The organism is Romboutsia sp. 1001713B170131_170501_G6, assembly GCF_015668195.1.
Taxonomy (GTDB): Bacteria; Bacillota; Clostridia; order Peptostreptococcales; family Peptostreptococcaceae; genus Romboutsia_C.
On sequence record NZ_JADPFC010000002.1, the window covers coordinates 267786 to 292015 of the forward strand.

Genomic DNA, 24230 nt, shown 5'->3' on the forward strand with positions numbered 1-24230 from the left:
TTTCCACCTTCTTTATGCATTTCATTATTAGAATAAGCTATAAAGTCACCTATTAATAAATTAGTTGGAAGTTGAAGTAAATACATCCCAACACAGCTTCTAGCTGCATTATGCCCTGCTAGACTTCCTGTGCATATTGCCTCTGCGTGAGCTTTCTAAATGCAAAGTTTATTTATAAATTATACAATTATAGTGATTTATCTGAGGACACTTTTGGATAAAGGTTAAAGAAACTTAGATTATCCATGGGATTATCCCAGTATGAACTTGATAATAAAGTTGGTATGCAGCATAGTATGATAGGTTCTTATGAGCGTGATAAATTTTATCCCACTTTAGATTCTATAAATAAATTAGGGGTTGTGTTAGATATTAATGTCTTATGTAGTGAAGGCTATTTAAAATTCTTACTTCAATCTCCTGCATTTAAGGGCAAGTTATTTAAATTGAGATTAGAAAATAACTTAACTAGAAGAAATGCTGCTAAATTATATGGCATTTCAGAAAGAGGCTACAGTTTATGGGAAGATGGTGTTCTTATGAATATTAATACTTATGATAAAGTGAAATTAAATCTTAGTGAAAACAATTTATTAGATATTTAAAATTATTACTATAAAAATACTACTAATCCTATCTAAGGATTAGTAGTATTTTTCATAATATTTACAGATTTAATTTTATCATCCATTGACTTTACTTTCTCAATTGTTAATTCTCTATTTTCTTTTTTCTGCGTCCAATATTTATTAGGGTAGTTATTATTATGAAGATTTTTTTCTACACATATATATTTAAATGAACAATAGCTGCAAGTTGACTTTCCATTATTGGGTATAGGTATAAGCTGATTTTTAACTTTTTTATCACCATTATTTTCAACAAAGTATGTATATAGATACTCAATTCCTCGAATCATTACTTTATTATCTTCATATTGTTTTAATCTTTTAGGCAGCCAAAAAATATCATCATCATTAAGATTATAGTTGATATTACTTTGTGCTATATTGCAAAGTCTAGACAATGTTAATTTACTATATTGATTAAAGTTTTTATTTATAAGTTCTCTATTTCCATTTATATTCAATTTTGTTTTTAAATTTATATTTGCTACTATATTAGGAATAAAGTGTTCTATACTGAAATTCTCAATATATACTTCTCTGTCTTTATTAATTCTTAATAAGTAAGCTCTCAATGGACAATAAAAATACATATATTTACTCTTTTCATCTAATACTCTATTTGTATCATTATTTATTTTGTAATTATTCAAATTTGCAATATCTTTTTTTGAGGTATTTAAATTATTATCTATATTTTTTTCAGAACGTATTTGTAGCTTATTTTCTAATACCTTCTGGTAGAAATGTACATTATCTTTATCCAATTCACGCAATCTATATATATTTTTCTTTATATTAGGTGTCTTTAGAGCTAACCAAAATACATATCTTCCTACAAGATCTTTATTATTAATAATATTTAAATACCTGTTAATTAGCCTATGATTTAATGTGCCTTCATCTCGTTTTTTATTTATTTCCTCTAAAATATCATCCTTTATATATTTTGATTCCAAGAATCTTACAGTAGGGAACATATCTCTATCAAAATCATATATATGTATTTCATTAATATTTTTTTCTACTGCTTCTACTGCATCTAGTGAATATATATCAACTCTATCATTTGTTCCTTGTTTGTTGTTCTTTATCGTACTTATGTATAAACTTAAAGCTTCAAACAGATATCTATTTTTAGCAGTTTTTCTTTTTTGTTCTTCTGTATATCTTTTTTTATTTAATAGTTCATTAATTTGACCTAGCAATTTATATTCTAATAAATTATCTTCCTCATCTTTATTATCTAGATCAGTATTTCTCTCGATTATATCGTATAGGTTTTTTAAATGTATAATAAGTTTTGTATCAATATTTCCTTTCTTATCAAAGAATATTATATCTGTTATTTCTTTTATCTTGTTAATATATTCTTCTACGATTTCTAATCTTCGTCTTTTTATAGTAAATGGACCATAGCTACTTAAAAGAGTCTTATACTGAGATTCAAAACTCAAATTAGATATGTTATTTTTTAATACATTCAATTGATTTATCCATTCATTTATATTTCTACAGTTTAAAAAATGGCTGCTTATTAAATTTAAATCTTCCAAATAATCTATTGATTGATATCCATCATATTGTAAAAAATTACATTCGAAAATTTTACTAAGAGATTCTATACTTAAGCATACACCTAATTTATCATCCCATGTATTATAAATTTCTTTTAAGAATATACCTAATGGATAGTATTTTATAGAAATTCTTTCAGGATCCTCTAAATCACCTCTAAATATTGATATTCTATCTACAACTTCTTTTTTATTTACAGCGAAAGCTTTTATATTTGGTTGCTTATCTTTTGAAGACTCATCTAATACCTTTAATAAGTCTTTATTATATAAATTTAAATCATCATAGTGCCTAAATGCTATACTGTTGCTATCAATTACATTAGAAACATCTATATCCTTACCATCTAATATTGATGCATATACATCGCTAACATATACTTCTTCTATTTCATTAACTGAACTATCTTTCAATTCATACTTTGGTAATGAATTAAAAGTAACATCTACTATTTTATTTATTTCTATATAACGTTCGTCATAACATAATATAGGTATAATTTCTAATCCTGATTTTTTTAAATATGTTAATATTATTTCTTGTATTGGGCTTATATAGTAAAACCCTTGTATTAAAATCCTTCCCTTACAATTCTCATAAAAATGATCTATATCTAATGTTTCTTTTAAGTATTCATCCATTTTACTAGTAAATTTACTTATATCATAATCATATTCAAATAACTTTAAATCAAAGTCTATAAAACTATCCTGTATGTATACCTTTTTCATTAGCTTTAGAAATAATTTTTGCTCTAATGTTAAATTTATCAATCCATACTCTTCTGGTGTTATTTGTAATTCTTTTGCCATTTTTATTAACTTGTATGTTGATTTGATCGATTTAGAAAAACTATTTAAAATTTCTTTAGAGAAATAGCTAGAATCATTTTCTAGAAAATTTCTCATTTGTACTATGTTAGCATAGTCTTCTTCTTTATCATTCCACATAGTAAATAAGTGTTTTGTCAAATCACCTATAGAAATATTATTTATTTTCCCATTTAATAATTTTGACGTTTCACTGTACGATGTTATTATAAAATCATACTCATCTTGTAATAACTTATAATCTAGATTGTTTATATCTTTATATATCAGTAATTTATTCATATTATTCTTCCCTCAGTCTATATACTAAAACTTCCCTTGCTTTAGCAATTCTGCATGTGTTTTTTTATTAAAATCGTTACTATATAGAGGCATTAATACATATAGTTTTTCCATAGATCTTGTCAATGCAACATATAAAAGATTTATTTCGTCTTTTACTATATCTTCTTCTTCTTTATTTTTTAGTTCTTCATAATAAGATGTATGAACTTCTTCATTAATCTGTTTATCAAAATATGATATTCCTATTTTGGCTAAATTTATTCTTTTGTAATCTCCACTATAATCTTTTACTTCTACCTCTTCTTCTCTTATAAGTATATTTTTCATTTGTTTACCAAAATCATAGTCAGTCAACACTATAACCGTATCAAATTCTAATCCTTTTGTAGCATGAAATGTACTTATAATTACTTCTTGTTTTGCATCCCTTTCTTCTGCACTTTTAGAGTCTTCATTTGATGATACTTGAAGGCTAAGAAATTGCTCTATATCTACTAATGTAGATAAATTTCCATCCTTTATCAATTCTTCTAATATGATAAGTATATTCGCTTTATAATATTCTATATCTTGTGTTTCTTCGTCTAGTTTAATATCATTAATTAAGTCTGTAAGTATACTGAAAGTTGTCCTATTTAATTGTTTTGTACGTTCCTCGCAGTTTTTATTACATTTGTAACTATCGCATTTATAGCATAAATTAAATTTTCTAATTATTGGATCACAATATCTGTCTATTATTGCTTCATAGTCATAGTTATTAATAAATCTACCAGATGGTATGTTTATTTTTTCACCTACATACTCTGTATTTAGTAGTTGGACCTTTGCAATATAATTATCTTTATATAATACCGCTCTTATTAAAGCTAATAAATCTTTAGATGCTTTAGTCTTATATAATTCTCCACCTTTTAATAGAGTACAGTGTTTTCCTCTTTCAATAAGCCCTTGATAGATATTTTGCGCTTCATTATTAGTTCTAGTTAATATAGCTATTCTAGTAGTTTCATTATCTTCATTAACTTTTCTTGTATCTTTTATTCTATCTTCATTTTCTTCAATTATTTTTTTTATCTTATCTATTTTATCTTCATTTTCTCTATTATGCATTACCTTTGATATTCTATTATCATTGCGTTTTTCCATAGGTATTAGCTTAGTATAATTTTCATCTAAATTTATAAATATTCTATTAATACTGCTTAGTATACTATCAGCAGTTCTATAGTTTTTAATTAATTGTATAGGCTTTGTATTTGTTAGTTCTTTAAAGTTATCCATAGATTTGTTATTCCCACTTCTAAATCTATAAATAGCTTGCATATGATCTCCTACTGCAAATACCTTACTTCCTAATATTCCTGCAATTTTTTTTATTACCTCAAATTGATATCCTGATGTATCCTGACACTCATCAATAAATATGTACTTATATTGCTTTAAGTTTTTATTAAATTTAAAATCATATTTAAGAATACTATTTAATCTATAGTTAAGATCTGTTAATAATATCTTGTCTTCTAAGATAAGTTCTTCCATAAATTCTGTTTTAATTTTGTTACATACTGAAACTACTAATCTGTGAATATTCCTGATGTTATTGCTATCACTATTTTCATTATAGAACATATAATCTTCTATACTGGATATATTTACATTTTCATTCATAACTAGCTCAAATATTAAATTCTTTATATCAGTATCGTATAATCCATATTCTCTATAATTAAATTCACCATTTGGAAATCTTAAATCTACTTGACTATTTATATACTGTTTTAATTTATCAGTTGAAATACCGAAATTTACATTATTTGAATATCCATCTATGAATCCTATATCCTCTATGGTAGATTTGAAAAAATTATGTATAGTGCATATTCTGAGTTCTTTTATATTTTCTAATAAATATAAACATCTAGGATTAAACGTTAACATATATCTTTTTTCTAATTCTGTATATATTTTCCTATACATATCATCAGTAGAGTTATTTGTAAATGTCATCATTAAAACTTCATTAGGATTAGCTTTTTCTTTTAGAAGTATATTTAAAACTGCACCTACTGCTGTTCTTGTTTTACCAGTTCCCGCTCCTGCATTTATTAGTAAACTATCATCTAACGCTCTAATAATAGCTTCATATTGTTCAAAATTAAATTCATCGATTCCTTTTAATACTTTTTCCCATTTATATAAATCTTCCTTATTGGTTATTTTTTCGAACCTACTTAATTTAATATTATCGTTGTAGGCATATACCTTTATTAGCTGCTTCATATTTTTATCTGTAATTAAATTTGATTCTATAGTATCTAGAATTCCTTTATCACAAAATATCCATACTTCTAGAGCTTTGAGATACTCCTTCTTTACATCATCTTTTAACCTCTCTATTTCTTCGGTATCACTTACTATATATATCATTATGCTCCTCCTCTATTAACCGCTATGTAAATGACTTTTCTATTTTCATTATATCTACATTACTGGTACATACACTTAAATTTCCTTTTTCATCTGCACTATTATCATATTTGAGATTATTACTACCAAAATTTAATGATGTAGAAAGATAGAAATCATCTATAAATGCTACTTTTGCATGAGTATTTGACTTTATAAAATTAAGATTTTTATAGTTACCTATCATTCTCAGTTTATATATTAATTCTTTTGTTTTTTGAGCTCTTTCATCTTTCTCCATATTGATTCCATATTTTATTCTTACATCTACACCTCTATTTACAGCTTCTTCTATTTGTTCTATAAATTTTTCATCAAATGCTGTTTCATTGAACCAAGGACATTCTAAATATATTCTTTTTTCTGCAATATCAATGCTATCTCTTATCCACTCTAAAATTTCATCATTTTCTAAAAATATTCTATCTCTCCATTTTTTACTATGAATAAACTTTAACTCTTCTATCGATAGTTCTTTTTTATTTTCAATATTCTTATCTAAATTTATTTCTATAATATGCTTATCTTTTAGTTTGTTTTTTATCATATTTATATCATTTAATATATAGCTATTCATAAGTATATTTATATCATATTCTTTATTTTCTTTCATAAATTGATTTTGTGACACAAAGTATTTATCTAATGCCTTACATTTATTAACAATAGTTTCTCTACATAAATCAAATTCATCATTATATATAACTATCATTTTCTCTTTATGGTACTTCAATATTTGATATATTAATAAGTTATTTACTAAGTCTATATCGTTCTCTATATATCGTTCTGTCATATGTAAACACTCCTATTTTTCAATTTGGATACTAAAATATCATATCATATATTTAGGTGTATACATCGTATTTTTTATCTATATGTACCATAATTATTCATATATTATTCTATTTTAAAATAGAATAATATATATAGTTATTTGTGAAAGGAGTATTATTATATTGGAAGTTAAAATTTGTGAAATAAACTTTTTCATAGCAAAAGAATTAATTGATAGAAATATATTTGTTAAATCAGATAAAATAAATATTTTCCTATTTGGCGATGAACTAATAAAGTATCCTGTGATTTCCAATGATGAGAATTTAACTTATTTCATCTCTCGCGATTACATTTATATACCCACTTTAAATATTAAGATACATGCATTATGTAGCGAGTGCTATGATATAAATAGTACCTATGTAAATGATTATAGCTATATAATAATTAATAGTGATGGTGATTATTTTACTGAAACAGAAGCTTACTTAGATTCTTTATTAGAAAATTACTTGAAATTTAAATCTATCTATTATAAAGATATATCATTTTTAAAATGTGATTTAGTATTATTTACTCAATATTAGCATGTAAACTTTATTTATATATTATTTTTTTAAAAAAAAGCTATCTCATAAGTAGTATTTAAATTTTTATACTACCTATAAGACAGCCTCTTATCTTTTATTTTACTTACTTGATATAAAATTTATTTATTATCCTATTTGTAACTTACTTATTATTTAACATTTTTATATGTTTTGCATTTTTTGCTTCTCTATTAAATATCTCAGTAACCTTTGACGGATTTTCACTTATCTTTTCTATATCTTTTCCATCAATCATTATAATACATAAATTAGATTCTTTCATTATTGTATTCGCATACTCACGCGCTTTGTTGCCGATTTTTCCTGTACCTATCATAACTATAACACTAGTTTTTAATAAAAGAGAAATCCCAACCTCTTTAGCTATATCTTCTAACTTTATATCTTTAGTATTCTTACATTGTACTTGCCATCTTGAGTATACCAATTTTGTATTTTCAAATATTAAATCTACTTCAGCTCCACCTGTTTGTTGTGATTTAAGTCTAGTTTCTACAAATTTTAATCCTAGTAACTTCATAATCTTAAATCCTAATGCTTCTAGAGCGAGTCCTTTTATGTATGTATCCTCTGAATTTATTTTTTCTAGTATTTCAGTAAACGATAATTGAAAAAATTTTATCAATTCTCTATTAGTCAATAGTTTTAATTGTTCTAAATATGGTATTGTGATTTCTTTTTTGAACATTTCAGTTGGCTCTATTTTAGGTGATTTAGCTCCTCTCCCTTGAGTTGTTCTTATAACATTGATTAAACCTTTTTTCTCCAATGGATTTAAAACTTGTTGAGAAAATACTTTCTCTTTAAAATCAATATTATAAGTATTTTTTGCCAACTCTTTAATATCACTAGCTATTTGACTAGTTTCTACCCCTGTATCATTTAATGCTTTAAGGAAGCTTATTTGCTCCTGTGTTAAATCACTAAAAATAGAAATTTCGCATTCTGTTAATCCTATTAACTCATTTAATTTATCTTGATTTACTCTCCAAGACTTTACTTCAAAAACTCCAGCTTGAGTCAACCATAGTTTCATAGTATTAATTTTCTTACTTGATTTACTAATAGATGCGCCTTGTATATTAAGTTCTTCTATAATATTTTCATTTGTCACAGTTTTACTAGCTAAAAACATTGCTTTGACTGTATCTACTAATATTAACCCATTTAAATTAAACAAAATATGTTTTGCAAATAAATCATACATTTCTTGTGAATCTTTACTACTTTGTAATAATTCTTCTCCAAACTCAGTTAGCTTAATTTCATTTTTTGCTAATATATTGTATGCTACTAATGAAGACCTACAGTTTTTTGTCAATTGATCCTGACTTTTAGGATCCTTTGTTAAAAAATATTTAGTCTTTACATCCTGTAAAAATTCTGTATTTTTGCCTTTGTGTTTATTACATAACTCCAAAAGCTTATCCAGTTCAATCACATTCGGTGAAAACTCACTTGCATTTGGAAAGTTCAAATCACCCATTTTATTCCTTCCCCCTATATGTTTTTACTTTGATATTTATCTCTAAAGTTTAACTGCAATTTTAATTTTTCTAAATTTCAATAAGATTATACAGTTCATATAAACTATTTTTTGTATTTTCTATGTCAAAGAAATATATTTGTATATTTACTCCATCATTTGATTTAAATGTTAAATCTTCATATTGATTGTAATTTAATATTTTCTTAGCTTCATCATTATATGGATATACTAGAATAATCTTACTAGCAGCATACTTTTTAGAATACGCATACATTTGATACATATCACTCTGGGATATACCATAATTCTTACTAGAATTATCATATAAATTTTTCCACTTAGTATCCAATATTATAGTTTTATCTGAACTTTTCATTATAATATCTGGCTTTAACTTAAATCTTTTAGGTGTCTCAAATAAATACATTGTTTCGTCTTTTCTAGCTTGAATAATAATTTCAAATCCATTAAATAAATTGCTTTTTTTAATACTATTAGCTACGTAACTCTCAAACACTTTTTCCATAGGAAATAATAACGAGTATGATTTACTCCCCCCCCTATAACTGCTAAACCCTTTATCTTGTAAAAATATTTTACTCCACTCTAATGCAAGCTTATAATCACTCATTAACCTATTGTTAGTACATCTTGAAAAGTCCTTTTCATGATTCAATGATTTATCTACTTTATCAAAAGCAAAAGAATATTTTTGTATTCTATTTTGTATACTAGGTTTAGATGTAATATTTTTCAACTTCAATAGAGTAGATTTTATAATTTTATTTTCAGGTATATTTTTACTATACTCATCATATTCAAGGTAGAATTTATCTTTACTTATTATATTTTTTGATATATGTTTATTTATTAATAATTTGCCTCTTAAATAGTTTAAATTACCTTCTTCTTTAATGTAGAATGATTTAAGTCCCTTTTTTATTAAAACCGATATTTCATCTAAAAACATAACTATAAATACATCTAAAAGTTCCATATTTACAGTATCTAAGTTGGCCATATTAAAAGTTTTAAAAGGCATATCTTTCATACTTTTTAACATTTCAAGAAATATCTTTTTTGTTTTTTCATATGAATTCTCATTACTGGATATATATATTTTTGGTAGTACCTCTATAGTAACTCCTTTAGGTGTTTGTATAGTACCTACATAGTTCTTAGCCTTAATTATTTTTCCAATTCCTTTTTTATGATAAATTTGCATCAAATCATGATGTTCTATATCAAAATCATTTTTATTATCTAATATAAATGACTCTAAATATTCAAATACATCATTTGGCAAAACTACATTGCCTTCTTGTTGTAACATTTTCGCATCTACATTTTGTGATTCTTTTATAAAAAAACCATACTCCTTTATTACATACGTACTTTTGCTCATTCTATATTCCTTCTTCATTTATCTTTGAATATATTTTTATATATGAATTAGGTTGCTTAAAAGCCTCATCATTTATTTTAAATACTTTTCTATCATCTAAATCAAAATCTATTCCAAATAATTCAGAGTCTATACTTTCTTCTTTTATAAAATGTAATCTACTATCATTTACTTGATTGTCTGCTAAAATGAGTCCTATTTTTTCATAATCATCGTAAAAATATTCTTGTAATAGAGGTATTATTTTTTTCTTTAATATTCTCTCTAAATTTTCTAGTGTTGGATTTTCAACTAATTCCATAAAATAAGCATGTCCTATTGTATGTTCTCTATCATAAAGTACTTCTATTCTTTTATTTATAGTTTTTATAATTTCACATACATTAATTATTTTTCCATTACAATCTATTGTTATGTCACTTCCATTGTTAAGTGTGTTTAATATATTTACATCTGGCATCATTTCTATAAATTCAAATCTTCTTCTTAATGCTGTATCTAATAAAGCAATAGAACGGTCTGCTGTATTCATTGTTCCTAATATATATACATTTTTAGGAACCCCAAACTCTGATTTTGAATATGGTAACTTTACAGTCATTGATTCATCTGAGCCTATTCTCTTTTTATTTTCTATTAAGGTAATAAGTTCACCAAATATCTTAGACATATTCCCTCTATTTATTTCATCTATAATAAATACATAATTATTTTTATTTTCATCTTTACTTGCCTTAGTGCAAAACTCTTTAAATATACCATTCTCTATTGTATATGATATGTCTGAACCATTTTCATTTTCTTCTTTATTTTCTATAACAGGTTTTATGCCTTCAATAAATTCTTCATAACTATAAGACTGATGGAATGTTGTAAAAATAGCATGTCCATCAGCTTTATATTTATTAAATCTATCTATTACATTATTATAATCTTCCATATCTATTTCATCTTCATTTTTTCCTTCTATAATCCTAACTACATACTTAGCTATGTTATAAGTTTTACCTGTTCCCGGAGGCCCATATAGTATTGTATTTTTATCGATCCCATGATCCTCACTATTTGAATATTGTATAATTGTGTTATATGAAGAATCTTCTATACTTTCACTTATATTATTACCTATATAAGCATTTCCCTTTATACAAGCAAATTCTTTTTTATGTAGATTATTTAAGTTCATTATGTAAAAATGAATAAATTCAGGTCTAAAAGCACATACTAAATCACCAGTAGAATTATAGTATTGTGCAAAACCATCTCTCATTGCTGTTGATATATGATTTACATCTGTAAAACAAGATTTTGATGCCCCTGCATTTTTATTTTTTTCAGATTCCCAAGCTATAATTATAGGTGTAGTATAACCACTATTATCTTTCTTATCAGGTTCATAAATTCCAAGTAATAAAGTTCTATTGCCTTCATTATTGCTTCTTGCTAACGGTTTCCTATCTGCATTTGAACCAATCTGAATCCTCTTTTCCATTGGTCTATTTTCTCTGCCACCATTGCTTACTCTCCAACAATATATATACATATCTATATTTAACCCAGTATTCCTTAATACACCGTGATACGGATTTGATTTTAGGTTATCAAACTCAACTTCCCAACCATATGATTTTAAAGAATCTTCTAGTATTTTTTTTATTCTTGATGGATTTGGTCCTGAAGGTTCTGTGTTTTTTTCATATGTTCCATCTGGCTTAGCTTGATAATATTTTTCTTCCATGACTATTCTCCTTTTTATACTATTTTATAAATATAATTATATACAAATTTTCACACTTTTCAAATAGACAATAAAATAAGGACCTTTTAACTTAGGCCCTTATTATTAAAAATACATTTGTTTTATTTTTTCAGCTATTACTTGCACTAATTTGACAGGGACAGCATTCCCAATTTGCCTCCATTGGTCTTTCATATCCCCTGTTAATTCATAATCATCATCAAAAGTCTGTATTCTCTTTATCTCAGATATCCTTAAGAATCTATTTTTCCAGTGAAAAGGACCTTGATTATTAGAGAAGCTTGCTTGTATGGTCCAAGATGGTCTTTCTGGGGATAACTTAAGTAGGAACGACCAGTATCTAGATCTCCATTTAAATATAGGGTCTGGATATCCTCTCTCTTCTGTAAAGTATAAATAGTTATCTCCTGGAGGAACTAACTTAAGTAAGTCTTTATGTTTTGACCCTGCTTCCATATCTTTATCTTCAGGTAAATCATAATCTAAATCACCTATTGCTTCTCCACACGTAACCCATGGTCTCATACCTTCGTGTATTAATGGACTGTACTTTTCAGGGTCATAATGAGTTTCATCAGGGAATACAAATTGCTCTCCCTCACCTCTTTTTATACCTACACAAATAAATCTTTGTCTTGTCTGTGGTACTCCATAATTTGCAGAATTTATAACCTTATATGTTATATCATATCCAAGTCTATTAGCTTCAGACTTTAATAAGTCAAACGCTGCCTGGTGTGGCTTAAATACAAACCCGTTAACATTTTCAAAGAAAAATACTCTTGGATTTAGTTCTTCTAAACCTCTAAAATAGTTATATAGGGTAAATGAACTTTCATCTTCTAAAGCTCTTTTTTTATCTTTAAGATAAAATCTACTCTTAGAATATGCTGGACATGGTGGACCTCCTACAAAACAATCCACTCTATCAAGATTATTCTCTCTTAATATTGCCTTAAAATCAACTTCTCTAATATCCTTACACTCTACTTTTTTGTGAGTATGTCCATTTTTTGCAGCATTATATTTTAATGTATCACATGCTTTATCCCAAAAATCCGTTGCATATATAATATCAAATCCTGCCTTCTCAAACCCTAAATCTATACCTCCTCCTCCAGAGAAAATACTTACTACACTTATCATTTTATTTTGGTTCTCCTTTTTTAAATCTTTTCTTTCGTTTAAATTATTTGTATCATAGTCTTTAATTAGTTCACTAAATATACCTTCTAACATATTTACTGGTATACTATTTCCGCTCAGTTTGTATATTTTTGTGTCCATATCTTTTATTTTTTCATAATCATCTAAATCAAAACATTGTAGTAGCAATGATTCTTTAGGTGTTATTTTTCTTATAAATCCATTTTTTGAAATGACATTATATCTTCCATTTAATTGCGCTGACAAAGTAGTCATTAATCCGTTTTTTGAATATACCCTATACTGCTGACTCGGCTGCTTATTATATATATCTTTACTATTTAAACACACAACTTTATTCCGCATCTCTTCTACTTCTTCTGGTATGGCATTTCTAACATTCATATTTATTGACTCATTCATTATTCTTTCTTTTATTTCTGGTCTTATGTTGTCTACTTCATCATCGATCAATATTTCATGCAATGTCTTCATCTTTCTAGTTATTTTTTTAGGTATTTTGAATTTTCCACCTAAACTAGCTACAATAAAAACTCGTTCTCTATTTTGGCATATTCCAAAATTCTTTGAATTTAATAATTCATACTTCACAAAATATCCTAAGTCTTCTAAATCGTCTATAATTTTATCTAAATCTTTTTTAAACTTAACATTTAGTAGATTTTTGACATTTTCAAATACCACATATCTTGGTTTTTTATAACTTATTATTCTCATTGCATCCCATACTAATCCACTTCTAGTTCCTTCTTTCATACCTTCTTGCCTTCCATTATGACTAATGTCCTGACATGGAAATCCAGCAACAAATAAATCAAAATCATCTAATTTTTTTTCATCAATTTTTGATATATCTCCTAAGTTCTTATCTTCACCGTACAATTTTTTATATGCCACTATAGCATCATTATTTATTTCTGATGTATATATTACTTCAAAGTCAATCCCCATATTGATTAAAGCTTTTCTAGGGGCTCCAATACCTGCAAATGCTTCGAACACTCTTATCGCCACGTTATATCACCTCTTAAATCATTGTTAATCACTTTTGCTAATCCGCTTCTACGATATCTATGCTAAAACAGTTTTATTAATTTCCGTATCAAAACATCTGTTTCATAGCTATTTATTATACATCATATTTTTCTAAATTTGAACCTTATTTTGAAGTATATTTATGTAAATGATAAAATAGATATAACTTAGTTTACCCTGTCAATGTGTACTTATTATTTGGTAAAAAATATGTCCTTTCCTATTTCTATTTAATTGCTGAATTTTATTTAAAATGCATATTTTATTTAAATATAGTAATATTCACCTCTAAGCACCTATAGCTTTATAGTTCATAAATGTGTTTCGTCTATCTAAATACTCTGTTCTGATTTAAAAGACAACTAAAACGATCTTGGTATATCGGAGCGATGATTTCATCCAAAGTGTAATACCAAACACCACACCATAATATCTTCACCAACCAAGAACTGCAATCTTCTAGCAATAAAATCTCAAATCTCTCCACATCATGCACTAATTTATCTACAACATGGAAGACCCTAATCTATAAAAAAATTAAAAGCTTAAAAACCCCCCCACGTCGTTTTTTTATACGCAGGGTATAAAAAAAGGTTAGGCAAAATGCCTAACCTATAACCCTCTTATCATATATTCCTTCCAAACTAGCCTTTCTAACCCTATCTCTAACAACATCCTTATCTATCGTATAAAATCCCAACTCTTTCATCCTATTAAAATAAACACTTCCTGCAAATGTAAATCTTAACTTATCTCCACCTTCTTTATGCATTTCATTATTAGAATAAGCTATAAAGTCACCTATTAATAAATTAGTTGGAAGTTGAAGTAAATACATTCCAACACAGCTTCTAGCTGCATTATGCCCTGCCAAACTTCCTGTACATATTGCCTCTGTATGACCTACATAAAATCCAGATTTTTCTCCGCCTACAAATAAGTTTTTTATACCTTTAGCTCTCATATAGTTATCTCTTTTAGCAACAGATAAATATCTAATAGAATTTCCCTTACCACCAGCATATGGGTCAACTATACAAGCATTCTCAAACCCTTTAACTTTTCTTAATTTATCTATAGCAAAAAATGGACTCATAAGCTTTGCGTGACCTGTGTCTAATAAAACTATATTATCAGAAAATGCAGGTAGAGCATATTGTTGGCATACCTTTATGTCTAACTTTTCTTCATTTTTAAGTTCATCTGGTAGTGCTATTACTGCACATCCTTTTTCATTTAATTCATTTTGTATATCTTCACTTAAAGATTCTTTAAGTAATTTCATAGAACCACTAAATGCACCAAAGTCACCATTATTTCTTCTACCCATCATATCTTCTAGTCCACAAGTTTCACTTATACTCACTCTTCCTCCAAAAGATGGACATCTTAGTACACACATTGCACATCCATTACCATACTTTGTACAGTTACCCATAGGACCTGATGAACCTGTTGTTTCAACAAATGCTTCACCGTATACTTTTTCTCCATCTTCTAAAATTACAGCTTTTATACAATCTTCTTCAACCTCTGTGTCTACAACCCTGCTAAAAAGTCTAACATCTATTCCCATTTCTATTAGTTTTTCTCTTACTTGTCTTTCTACTTTAGTTACATTATAAAGTGTTGCGTGATCATGTCCTGGGAAATCTATATCTTTATGAGTACAATATTTATCAGTGATTTCAAATAATTCTCTAGCACCTAGTGCTATTGACTCTTCTGCTGCTGTGTATCTTCCATTATTTCTCATTATTCCACCAACATTACCAAGACCTATTAGTAAATCTGTTCTTTCTAATAAAATAACATCAGCACCTGCTTTTTTAGCAGATATAGCAGCAGCACATCCTGCCCATCCGCCACCAATAACAACTACTTTAGGCATTACATCTCCCCCTATACATTGCTAGAATTTAAAAAATCTCTACTATCTATTTGCATTTTACAAGATTTAACTTTTTCTCCATTTACATTTATTGTGCAGGCACCACATATCCCTTCACCACAGCATATTAGATTATTATTTGATATAGCAAAGCTTATGTCTCTACTGCATCCATCTACAATATCCATAATGTATTTATTAAATCTATTTCCTCCAGCTGAATATACTAGGCTTATATCATTTCTTTTTATATAGTCTAGTAAAAATTCTCTATTTTCATTTATATCAGTTATATATACATTTACTCCTAATTTTTCTAGTTTCTCTACTACTTCATTTAGTATTTCTGCTTGGTTATTTACAAACACTTCTACCTTATTATTGTTCTCTATAAGTCTTTTAACTACATTTATAGAATTTACTAAAGATAGTCCATTGCCTATTACAACTACATTTTTTCCAGCTGTAGATTTTATTTCTTTAATCCCAAATATTCCATTAAAATATGGCCCTTTTATTCTTATTTTTTTAAAGTTTATTATATTTTTAGTCTTTACTCCTACTGGCTTTATAACTATTTCTAATATGCTATTTTTATCATCCACATCCATAACAGATATAGGTGCATTAAATATATCGCTATCCTTGTCTATCCCCTTAATAAGTAAATAAGCACCTGGGCTTTTTAAATCTATTATGATATTTTTAGGGACTTGTATTTTTATAAGATACACATTGTCTCTAATTTCTTTTATATCTTTTATATCGCAGATATATTCTTCTCTTTGCATAATCTTTGAATGTTTGCTGTGCTCAAGTTCATTATAGATACATACTCCTTGCCACGAACAATTTAAACATTTTTCACCTCTTATAAGGGGGCATTTTATACACTCCCCACAGTAAGCAAGATGACACGGACAATACTTGCTCCCAGCATCTGCACATATTTTTCCACTACCCTTTTTCAATATATTCACTTCCTTAAATTGTTTATTTTTTAATGTCTTGAATAGTATATTATTAATTTATTATTTTTATTTTTTTTTGTTACACCGCTACAAATTAATACAAATTTTTTTGATTCTATTTTTCTTACCTTAAAATATACTTTAGTATATATAAAATTTTTGGATATGCCGTATACTTGATTTTATTAAATTTATCTTAGGGGAGTTATTTATGAATGGAGATTTCATTTTTTCTAAAGAACATCTAATTATACTTTTATTTTTTTCAGTATTTCTATATATTTGTCCTAAGCTCACTAAAAATTTATTGCCGTATAGTTATATTGTTGAAAAAGTAATATGCGCACTTATTATATTAGAAATAGTGTCTGAACAAGTTTCACTAATATCTATGGGAGGTTATGATACATTAAATTCACTACCTATTAGCCCAAGTCGGTTTTGTTCTTATATTTGTATAGCTATTTTATATTTTAAAAAGTATCAATTATTTAATGTATTTTTCTCATGGAGTTTGGTTTGTTCTATAGGTGAGATAATATTTTTTAAAAGTATTCCTTATAGGTTCCCAAATATACTTTATTTCTTATTTGTATTTTCTAAAATGATACTAGTATATGCTAATGTGTATCTAGTGGAAGTGAGAAAATTTAAGATAAGCTCTAGTGCTATTAAAGATAATTTAATTACTTGTATAATATATTTCTCATTTTTATTTTTCTTAAATATTTTTATTAATTTTAATTATAATCGTAATTTTTCTGATTTTAATATATTAAATATTATTATATTTATAATTTCAACTAACATAATATATATACCAGCACTTTTATTTGATAAAGATAATTTTAAAATTAAAAGATAAATTTTTAAACTTTAATATTTAATGTATTTATCTAAGTTATATACATATTTAACATAAATTCTCATTTAGATGTAAAAAAATGCTCGCTAATTTAGCGAGCAAATATACTTTTATTTCCTAATAATAAATGTAAGAAGAAAATAAAAATCTTAGGTTATTTTCATTATAACATAATTTGGTATGTTTTTTTATTTTATTTTATAATAATTCCTTAAATATAGCACTTGATTCAACCATACAGTTGTATAACCTTTCTTTTTTATCTTCATCTAACTTCTCTATTCTGTGACCTATTACATCTAATAAATGGTCTACTTCAGCTTTAATTACAATGTGCCCTTTTTCAGTTATACAATAGAAAGTATTTCTTCTATCTTTTGGATCTTCTTCTCTATACACATATCCTTGTTCTACTAATTTGTTTAATAATATACATAAACTAGAAGTTGATACATATAAATCTTTACTTAAATTTTTAAGCTCGATTTTTTTATGCATATTAATTCTGCTTAATGTAACAAACTGCCTCTCTGTTAAAACACTATCATGTTGCACCCTCTCTGCACTTATTAATTTTACTAGGTTAGCAAAATCATTCATGTTGTCCATCATTAATGTAGAAATCTTTCTGTTGTTCATAACTCTTCACCTCGAATTTTGCTCTATACACCATATAATACCCTCTACATTAGTTAGTATTTTAACTATATATTTTATTATACTACACAATTTTAATATTTACCAATTAAATTATTTGCTTTCAAAGTATTCGTTAAAATAAAGCTATCTATAATTTTTTTATTTTAAACTGTAGATAGCCCTAATTTACTTACACTTAGCATTGTTTTTTATTTATATCATCTTTCTTAGATAACTTTTGAATTTTTTCTATTACCTTTGGTGTAACTGCTAGTATATTGTCTACCATATTTATATTGTTATCTAAGCTCATAAGTCTTGTTTCACCATTTTCAACTACTACAAATGCTACGGGTTGTATAGATACAGCTCCTGCACTTCCTCCTGCAAAGTTTGTTTCATTGTCACATTCTACTTTTAAAATTCTATTTTCTTTATGTGGTCCCCTACAATAGTCTCCTCCACCTATACCAAATCCTATTGTTACTTTTGATATAGGTACAACAACTGTTGTATCTGTTTTTATAGGGTCTCCTATTATTGTATTTGCATCTATTGAGCCTTTAATAGTTTCAAATGTTGTCTCCATAAGAGTTTTTATTGAGTTTGTCGATTTCAATATTACCACCATTCCTTTTACCTTTATTAATTTTAATGTAAATTTTAAATACAGCAATTGATATTATTATTATATCTTTTATTGTTGGTTTTATTTCTATCTTTGAATCACAATTTATAAAGTTTTTAGTAAAATCTGGTTTTACATTTAAATATACCTTATTAGAGTCTATAATGTTTATTATGCTAGAATAAATAAAATTTATAAATACATATATAAAACTTGTAAAAGGTATATTTTCATTACCAAAATTTATATTTATATATATTTCTTCTATCTTAACTCTTTTTAGTAAGCCAAATACTACTTTTATTTCTTTTAAACTTGAATTGTATATACTTCTATTTCTCTTAACTTCTCCCTTCTTATTTTTTCTACATTTTTTATTAGTTGGGTAAAGTGGTATATTTATATTTATTATATTAAAAAAATACTTTATCCTTAAGTCTACCTTTATATCTTCATTCTTCACTTTAGATGTAATTAATATATTTAACTTTGAAATAAATAGTATTAATAATAATACTACTACTATAAAAATAATTAATAATACACTGTATCTCATAGTTTTATTATTTCTAAATATTGAATATATATACAAAAAAATACAGATATTAATTTAAATATAAAGTTATATAGTGTAATATAAACAGCTACTTCTTATATTTTTTATAAATTATAATATCTTGTATTATATTTAAAATTACGTATATCCTATTTTATAAGCACAATAAATGAAAGGATGTATTCTATGAATAAACCAATTAATCAAAATGCAAAAAAAGCTTTAAATATGCTTAAAATGGAAATTGCTAATGAGCAAGGATTTAACTATAATCCAGTTAGTGATAAAATTGAAAGTAATGCTCCTCAAAACACACTAGAAGGAATATCTAAGAATATTCTTGCTGGAGAGCTAGTTGGAGGAGCTATGACTAAATCATTAGTTACTAAAGGTGAAGAAATTCTTTTAAATATGTATAAAGATAAGTAAATTTTTTATTAAAATTAATATAATTAAAAAAATTCGCTTCGCTCATATCGCCAACGACTTTGTCCGTTGCTTAAAATATTATTTTTTACATTTTCAAAGCTATTGAAATATCTTACCTTTATGAGTTATCAATAGTTTTATACTTAATATAATTATCTTGAATGTAAAAAATCCAATAGTATATACCTATTGGATTTCTTTTTCTTCATTTAATGGTGGTAAATCATCTAAGCTTTCTATGCTTAGTAATTTTAAAAACTCATCAGTAGTTTTATATATTATAGGTTTCCCTATTTTTTCTAACCTTCCAGCTTCTTTTATAAGTTCATTTTCAAGTAAAACAGATATTACTCTATCACATTTTACTCCTCTTATGTTTTCTACTTCAACCTTTGTTATAGGTTGTTTATAGGCTATTATAGTTAGTGTTTCAAGAGTTGCCTGACTTAGTGTTTTCTTTTTCTTTGGTTCTAATACCTTTTTTATAAATCCTGCATACTCTTTGTTAGTAGTCATTTGGTATTTATTTTCTAACTTTATTATTTGTATACCTCTATTATTTTCTTTATACTCTTGTATTAAAGAGTTTAACATTAATTCTATCTCTTTACTTGATAGCTCTTCATTTATTATATTATTTAGCTCACTAATACTTATAGGTTCTGAGTAAGCAAACATTATAGCTTCTATAATATTTTTTATATCTTCACGTCTCATTTTATCACTCCGAGCTTTTCTTTATTATTATGTCATCAAAGAATAAGTCTTGCTTAACTACTACTTCTTTTCCTTTTATCATTTCTAATATAGATAAAAATGTAGCTATAACTTCATCTTTATCACAAGACTCTATTATCTTTGTAAACCTTACTTCTTTTTCTACTTCTATTATACTTCTTATAAAAGATATTTTTTCTTCAACAGGTATTATTCTACCTCTTACTATTTTGTCTAATCTTTTATCTTCTACTTTTTCATCTTCAACAGATTTTACCTTAAGTATTAAAGGAAGTATATTTTTTATAGCCTCTATAGATATATCTTCTAATTCTACTTTTTCATCTATTATTATTTCTTCTTTTTTTCTAAAGAATAAGTCATCTATATAAGTTATATTATCCTTTATAGAGTCTGTTGCTATCTTGAATTTTTTATATTCTTCTAATTGTTCTACTAATTCAAGTCTAGGGTCAACACTTTCTTCATCTTCTTTTTGTTTATATAATAAATACTTAGATTTTATTTGAAGCAACTTAGATGCCATTGTTATAAATTCACTAGTTACCTCTAAGTCCATTTTCTCTAGCATTTTTATATAATTTATATATTGTTTTGTTATTTCTATTATTGATATGTCCTTTATATCTATCTTTTGTTTAGATATCATATCATATAATAAATCTAGTGGTCCATCATAAACCTGTAAATGTATATTATACTTCATCTATTACCTCTTAAATTATGCAAATAAAAATACTATGTTAAATATTATATCTCTTATTGGTTCTACAAATATACCAACTAACCCTGTAACTATTAAAACTAAAAATATTATACTACTCATACTTTCATATTTATAAACATATTCATTGTATTTATATGGTATAAAAGTTGATACTATTCCCCATCCATCAAGTGGAGGTAGAGGAAGTAAGTTAAATGCAGCAAAGCCTACATTATATATCATAGTCATAGAAGCTATTAAATTAATAGCATACATATTTACATGCTTATTTATAATCACGCATATTATAGCTGTTATAATATTTGCCATAGCTCCTGAAAGTGAAACTAACACATTTCCTAATTTGTAGTTTTTAAAATTATTTGGATTAACAGGAACAGGTTTTGCCCAACCTATTCTAAATATAATCATCATTAAAAGCCCAATAGGATCTAAATGCTTAGCTGGATTTAAAGTCATTCTTCCATACATCTTAGCTGTATCATCTCCTAGTAAATGTGCTGAGTATGCATGACCAAACTCATGGACGCTTATAGCAATAGCTATTGCAACTACCATTGACAATATATAATCTAAACTCATATTTTCTAAAATCATTTTTCATCTCCTATATTTAGTTTTTAATTTTATTATATCAAGTAATCAATTCATAATCAAAACTTTTATATATTTAGCCATTCCTATATAAAAAATGCTACTTTACTACTGAGCCACAGATTATAAAAGATATAATCTTTTTCCATATATTTTTAAAATCTAATAAACATGTAACTTTTTCAAAAAAAATATTACTGGAATTTATAATTTCCAGTAATATTGATCATCAAAGAGTTATATATAACTATCTATTTTCGCTAATAACATTTTTTGATTCATTATAAGCACATGTTAATTGTTGTATAGGAGTATCATATGGCTTAATCCATCCCTTATTAAGACTTAATTCAGTAAGTGCTGTATGACCTCCAACCATTTGAGTTAATGATGCTGAATATAGTGCTCTTAATTCTGGTGTACTACTTGTTAATGTAGAATTAAGATACATGTCTGCAGCTTCTTTTGCAGATGAAAGCATACCTAAAGCTATTATTTTATCGTTTAGATCTGCATTATCTTTTATTAGATTTCCTAGCATATTTCTCATAGTATCTATTCCTCCTCAGTAGCTGGTATTTTGTTCTCAACTATAAATTGTTGTATTGCTTTAATTCTTCCTTCTGTTGCTAATATACTAGCCTCTGATTGTCTCTTCAAGTCTTCATCTGATATTAAAGAATCTATTGCTCTTTGCATAATTAAACCATCAGATTCCATTTTTAACACTGCTGCTAAAGATAGATTTTCTATTTCTGAAAGTGCTCTCATTCAATTACCTCCTACAATATATTTTCATATCATATTATGCGTATTAATATTTAAAAGTAATCATGTTAATATCTACCTTATTAATAAATCCAAAATAAATATATAAATTTACTATACAATAGTTTTTCATAGATTTTAAAACATTATAATTTTATTAGTATATAAAAAGGTAGTGTTAAATACTTTAACACTACCTTTATTTCTATTTATAGTGTGGTGTAAGTGGTGTTAACACTTCACAACCATCTTCTGTAACAAGTATCATATCTTCTATATTAAATCCACCAAATCCAGATATATAACATGGTGTTTCTATACAAAGTATCATACCAGCTTCTAATTTTCTTTTTTCACTTAGTGATATAAATGGTGCCTCTGCAGTTTGAGGACCCATACTTATACTATGTCCTAAATGGCCTCTTTCATAGAATTTATATTTTTCTTTTACATAATTAAATCCTATTGAAAATAATTCATCAAAACCAAGTCCTGGCTTAACTGAATCTATCATAAGCCTTTGAGCTTCAACTAATCTTTGTTTTAACTCACTAAGTACTGGGTGAGTTTCTCCAACTAGCCAACTTCTAGAAAAATCTGTTGTATAAAAGGAAGTATCTCCATTTACCCCCCCGTCGAATTTTACTACGTCTCCATTTTTTATTATTCTATCAGTTGAGCGACAAAGTCTTCCTGAATTTTCACCTGCACAAAATGATGACCATCCACTTGGGAAGCATATTCCCGATTCCATTACCTTTTTGCAGTATATATCAAACAGTTCTCTTTCACTTACTCCCTCTTTAACAAACTGACTTGTGTGTAAAAGTGCCTCATCAGCTACTTTAGCTAACTTTCTAAAGTATTCTATTTCATCATCTTCTTTAACACTTCTAGCTTCTATAAATAAATTAGAAACATTTACAAAATCCACATTAGGAAGAGCATTTTTTAAAGAATCAAAATATGTTGCTGATATAAAATCAAGTTCTATACCTACTTTTTTATCTTCAAGATTTAATTCTTTTATACTTTCAACTACTACATCTAATGAAGTTACAAAAGTTTTATTAGATACAACTTCTTTATTAGCTAAAACTTCTTCAAAAGTTTTTCCCCCAACCCATGTACTATATTTTTTAACTATACAGTCCATATAATCAGAAAATGCTTCACTTTCAAAATCCATTCCTATAGCTATAGCCCTACTTTCTTCTTTGTTATCTAATACACTTACAGCAAAATGAGCTTGTCTAGATACTGTGTGTTGATGTGAAGAATAAGCTGTTATATAAGTAAAATTTTCTGGAGAGTTTACTATAACTCCATCAATATTATTTTCTCTTAATAATCTTTTTATCTTTTGAACTTTAGGTTTCATATTCACTAT

The 24230-nt window shown here is 26.2% G+C and carries 21 protein-coding genes and 1 pseudogene; 4 read left to right on the forward strand and 18 right to left on the reverse strand.

Features of this window, described 5'->3' with window-relative positions; translation table 11 throughout:
• Window positions 1-236: 236 nt before the first annotated feature.
• Window positions 237-605, forward strand: a pseudogene (locus I4U89_RS07055) (helix-turn-helix domain-containing protein); the annotation flags it as partial.
• 32 nt (window positions 606-637) lie between these two features.
• Here I4U89_RS07055 and I4U89_RS07060 read toward each other — a convergent pair.
• Genes I4U89_RS07060 through I4U89_RS07070 form a run of 3 tightly spaced genes read right to left on the reverse strand, consistent with a single transcriptional unit; the run spans window position 638 to window position 6584 of the window.
• Window positions 638-3316, reverse strand: a complete 2679-nt coding sequence (locus tag I4U89_RS07060; protein WP_195939689.1) for a hypothetical protein — start codon at window positions 3314-3316, stop codon at window positions 638-640.
• 24 nt (window positions 3317-3340) lie between these two features.
• A complete protein-coding gene (locus I4U89_RS07065; protein ID WP_195939690.1) occupies window positions 3341-5749 on the reverse strand; it encodes a UvrD-helicase domain-containing protein in 2409 nt (802 codons plus the stop codon).
• 22 nt (window positions 5750-5771) lie between these two features.
• Window positions 5772-6584 (reverse strand): phospholipase D-like domain-containing protein, encoded by an 813-nt coding sequence (locus I4U89_RS07070; protein WP_195939691.1) that lies wholly within the window; start codon window positions 6582-6584, stop codon window positions 5772-5774.
• Window positions 6585-6747: 163 nt separating this feature from the next.
• Here I4U89_RS07070 and I4U89_RS07075 point away from each other — a divergent pair, with 163 nt between their 5' ends.
• Window positions 6748-7155, forward strand: a complete 408-nt coding sequence (locus I4U89_RS07075; RefSeq protein ID WP_195939692.1) for a hypothetical protein — start codon at window positions 6748-6750, stop codon at window positions 7153-7155.
• Window positions 7156-7300: 145 nt separating this feature from the next.
• Here I4U89_RS07075 and I4U89_RS07080 read toward each other — a convergent pair whose 3' ends face one another.
• The 6 genes from I4U89_RS07080 to I4U89_RS07105 all read right to left on the reverse strand — a co-directional run bounded on the left by I4U89_RS07080 (window position 7301) and on the right by I4U89_RS07105 (window position 16905).
• Window positions 7301-8665, reverse strand: coding sequence for a restriction endonuclease (locus tag I4U89_RS07080; protein ID WP_195939693.1), 1365 nt, complete (start codon window positions 8663-8665; stop codon window positions 7301-7303).
• Between the two features lie 70 nt (window positions 8666-8735).
• Entirely contained in the window at window positions 8736-10073 is a 1338-nt protein-coding gene (locus tag I4U89_RS07085; RefSeq protein WP_195939694.1) for an McrC family protein, read from the reverse strand.
• Between the two features lies 1 nt (window position 10074).
• Window positions 10075-11811, reverse strand: coding sequence for an AAA family ATPase (locus I4U89_RS07090; RefSeq protein ID WP_195939695.1), 1737 nt, complete (start codon window positions 11809-11811; stop codon window positions 10075-10077).
• 105 nt (window positions 11812-11916) lie between these two features.
• Window positions 11917-14013 carry a DNA cytosine methyltransferase gene (locus I4U89_RS15925; protein ID WP_195939696.1) on the reverse strand — a complete coding sequence of 699 codons (2097 nt, stop codon included), beginning with the start codon at window positions 14011-14013 and terminating at the stop codon, window positions 11917-11919.
• 628 nt (window positions 14014-14641) lie between these two features.
• Window positions 14642-15925 carry an FAD-dependent oxidoreductase gene (locus I4U89_RS07100; protein ID WP_195939697.1) on the reverse strand — a complete coding sequence of 428 codons (1284 nt, stop codon included), beginning with the start codon at window positions 15923-15925 and terminating at the stop codon, window positions 14642-14644.
• 11 nt (window positions 15926-15936) lie between these two features.
• Window positions 15937-16905, reverse strand: coding sequence for a hypothetical protein (locus I4U89_RS07105; protein ID WP_195939698.1), 969 nt, complete (start codon window positions 16903-16905; stop codon window positions 15937-15939).
• A gap of 202 nt (window positions 16906-17107) precedes the next feature.
• On the opposite strand from I4U89_RS07105, the gene I4U89_RS16020 reads away from it, so the two are divergent.
• Window positions 17108-17761, forward strand: a complete 654-nt coding sequence (locus tag I4U89_RS16020) for a TMEM164 family acyltransferase (protein ID WP_195939699.1) — start codon at window positions 17108-17110, stop codon at window positions 17759-17761.
• 198 nt (window positions 17762-17959) lie between these two features.
• On the opposite strand, the gene I4U89_RS07115 is transcribed toward I4U89_RS16020, so the two are convergent.
• The 3 genes from I4U89_RS07115 to I4U89_RS07125 all read right to left on the reverse strand — a co-directional run bounded on the left by I4U89_RS07115 (window position 17960) and on the right by I4U89_RS07125 (window position 19584).
• Window positions 17960-18400, reverse strand: coding sequence for a MarR family winged helix-turn-helix transcriptional regulator (locus I4U89_RS07115; RefSeq protein WP_195939700.1), 441 nt, complete (start codon window positions 18398-18400; stop codon window positions 17960-17962).
• 196 nt (window positions 18401-18596) lie between these two features.
• The gene (ytfJ, locus tag I4U89_RS07120; protein WP_195939701.1) at window positions 18597-19019 is read right to left on the reverse strand and encodes a GerW family sporulation protein; all 423 of its coding nucleotides are present in this window, start codon (window positions 19017-19019) and stop codon (window positions 18597-18599) included.
• The gene (locus tag I4U89_RS07125) at window positions 18973-19584 is read right to left on the reverse strand and encodes a DUF2953 domain-containing protein (protein WP_195939702.1); all 612 of its coding nucleotides are present in this window, start codon (window positions 19582-19584) and stop codon (window positions 18973-18975) included. The genes ytfJ and I4U89_RS07125 overlap by 47 nt, the downstream gene beginning before the upstream one ends.
• Window positions 19585-19770: 186 nt before the next feature.
• Here I4U89_RS07125 and I4U89_RS07130 point away from each other — a divergent pair, with 186 nt between their 5' ends.
• Complete coding sequence (locus tag I4U89_RS07130; protein WP_195939703.1) at window positions 19771-20013, forward strand: small, acid-soluble spore protein, alpha/beta type; 243 nt, start codon at window positions 19771-19773, stop codon at window positions 20011-20013.
• Between the two features lie 186 nt (window positions 20014-20199).
• Here the strand turns inward: I4U89_RS07130 and scpB are convergent, their stop codons facing one another.
• From scpB to I4U89_RS07160, 6 genes are all read right to left on the reverse strand, one after another.
• Window positions 20200-20730, reverse strand: a complete 531-nt coding sequence (scpB, locus tag I4U89_RS07135; RefSeq protein WP_195939704.1) for an SMC-Scp complex subunit ScpB — start codon at window positions 20728-20730, stop codon at window positions 20200-20202.
• Between the two features lie 4 nt (window positions 20731-20734).
• Window positions 20735-21457 carry a segregation and condensation protein A gene (locus tag I4U89_RS07140; RefSeq protein ID WP_195939705.1) on the reverse strand — a complete coding sequence of 241 codons (723 nt, stop codon included), beginning with the start codon at window positions 21455-21457 and terminating at the stop codon, window positions 20735-20737.
• Window positions 21458-21472: 15 nt separating this feature from the next.
• Window positions 21473-22075, reverse strand: a complete 603-nt coding sequence (locus I4U89_RS07145) for a site-2 protease family protein (RefSeq protein ID WP_195939706.1) — start codon at window positions 22073-22075, stop codon at window positions 21473-21475.
• A gap of 244 nt (window positions 22076-22319) precedes the next feature.
• Window positions 22320-22622, reverse strand: a complete 303-nt coding sequence (locus I4U89_RS07150; protein ID WP_195939707.1) for a spore coat protein — start codon at window positions 22620-22622, stop codon at window positions 22320-22322.
• Window positions 22623-22627: 5 nt separating this feature from the next.
• The gene (locus tag I4U89_RS07155) at window positions 22628-22843 is read right to left on the reverse strand and encodes a hypothetical protein (RefSeq protein WP_092924643.1); all 216 of its coding nucleotides are present in this window, start codon (window positions 22841-22843) and stop codon (window positions 22628-22630) included.
• Window positions 22844-23045: 202 nt separating this feature from the next.
• A complete protein-coding gene (locus I4U89_RS07160) occupies window positions 23046-24221 on the reverse strand; it encodes a M24 family metallopeptidase (RefSeq protein WP_195939708.1) in 1176 nt (391 codons plus the stop codon).
• Between the last annotated feature and the right edge of the window lie 9 nt (window positions 24222-24230).

What these genes read in the sequence shown, in the direction of transcription:
- I4U89_RS07060 (WP_195939689.1), bottom strand. Translation starts at nt 3,316, where the DNA reads ATGAATAAATTACTGATATATAAAGATATAAACAATCTAGATTATAAG.
- I4U89_RS07065 (WP_195939690.1), bottom strand. Translation starts at nt 5,749, where the DNA reads ATGATATATATAGTAAGTGATACCGAAGAAATAGAGAGGTTAAAAGAT.
- I4U89_RS07070 (WP_195939691.1), bottom strand. Translation starts at nt 6,584, where the DNA reads ATGACAGAACGATATATAGAGAACGATATAGACTTAGTAAATAACTTA.
- I4U89_RS07080 (WP_195939693.1), bottom strand. Translation starts at nt 8,665, where the DNA reads ATGGGTGATTTGAACTTTCCAAATGCAAGTGAGTTTTCACCGAATGTG.
- I4U89_RS07085 (WP_195939694.1), bottom strand. Translation starts at nt 10,073, where the DNA reads ATGAGCAAAAGTACGTATGTAATAAAGGAGTATGGTTTTTTTATAAAA.
- I4U89_RS07090 (WP_195939695.1), bottom strand. Translation starts at nt 11,811, where the DNA reads ATGGAAGAAAAATATTATCAAGCTAAGCCAGATGGAACATATGAAAAA.
- I4U89_RS07100 (WP_195939697.1), bottom strand. Translation starts at nt 15,925, where the DNA reads ATGCCTAAAGTAGTTGTTATTGGTGGCGGATGGGCAGGATGTGCTGCT.
- I4U89_RS16020 (WP_195939699.1), top strand. Translation starts at nt 17,108, where the DNA reads ATGAATGGAGATTTCATTTTTTCTAAAGAACATCTAATTATACTTTTA.
- I4U89_RS07115 (WP_195939700.1), bottom strand. Translation starts at nt 18,400, where the DNA reads ATGAACAACAGAAAGATTTCTACATTAATGATGGACAACATGAATGAT.
- I4U89_RS07125 (WP_195939702.1), bottom strand. Translation starts at nt 19,584, where the DNA reads ATGAGATACAGTGTATTATTAATTATTTTTATAGTAGTAGTATTATTA.
- I4U89_RS07130 (WP_195939703.1), top strand. Translation starts at nt 19,771, where the DNA reads ATGAATAAACCAATTAATCAAAATGCAAAAAAAGCTTTAAATATGCTT.
- scpB (WP_195939704.1), bottom strand. Translation starts at nt 20,730, where the DNA reads ATGAGACGTGAAGATATAAAAAATATTATAGAAGCTATAATGTTTGCT.
- I4U89_RS07140 (WP_195939705.1), bottom strand. Translation starts at nt 21,457, where the DNA reads ATGAAGTATAATATACATTTACAGGTTTATGATGGACCACTAGATTTA.
- I4U89_RS07145 (WP_195939706.1), bottom strand. Translation starts at nt 22,075, where the DNA reads ATGATTTTAGAAAATATGAGTTTAGATTATATATTGTCAATGGTAGTT.
- I4U89_RS07150 (WP_195939707.1), bottom strand. Translation starts at nt 22,622, where the DNA reads ATGAGAAATATGCTAGGAAATCTAATAAAAGATAATGCAGATCTAAAC.
- I4U89_RS07155 (WP_092924643.1), bottom strand. Translation starts at nt 22,843, where the DNA reads ATGAGAGCACTTTCAGAAATAGAAAATCTATCTTTAGCAGCAGTGTTA.
- I4U89_RS07160 (WP_195939708.1), bottom strand. Translation starts at nt 24,221, where the DNA reads ATGAAACCTAAAGTTCAAAAGATAAAAAGATTATTAAGAGAAAATAAT.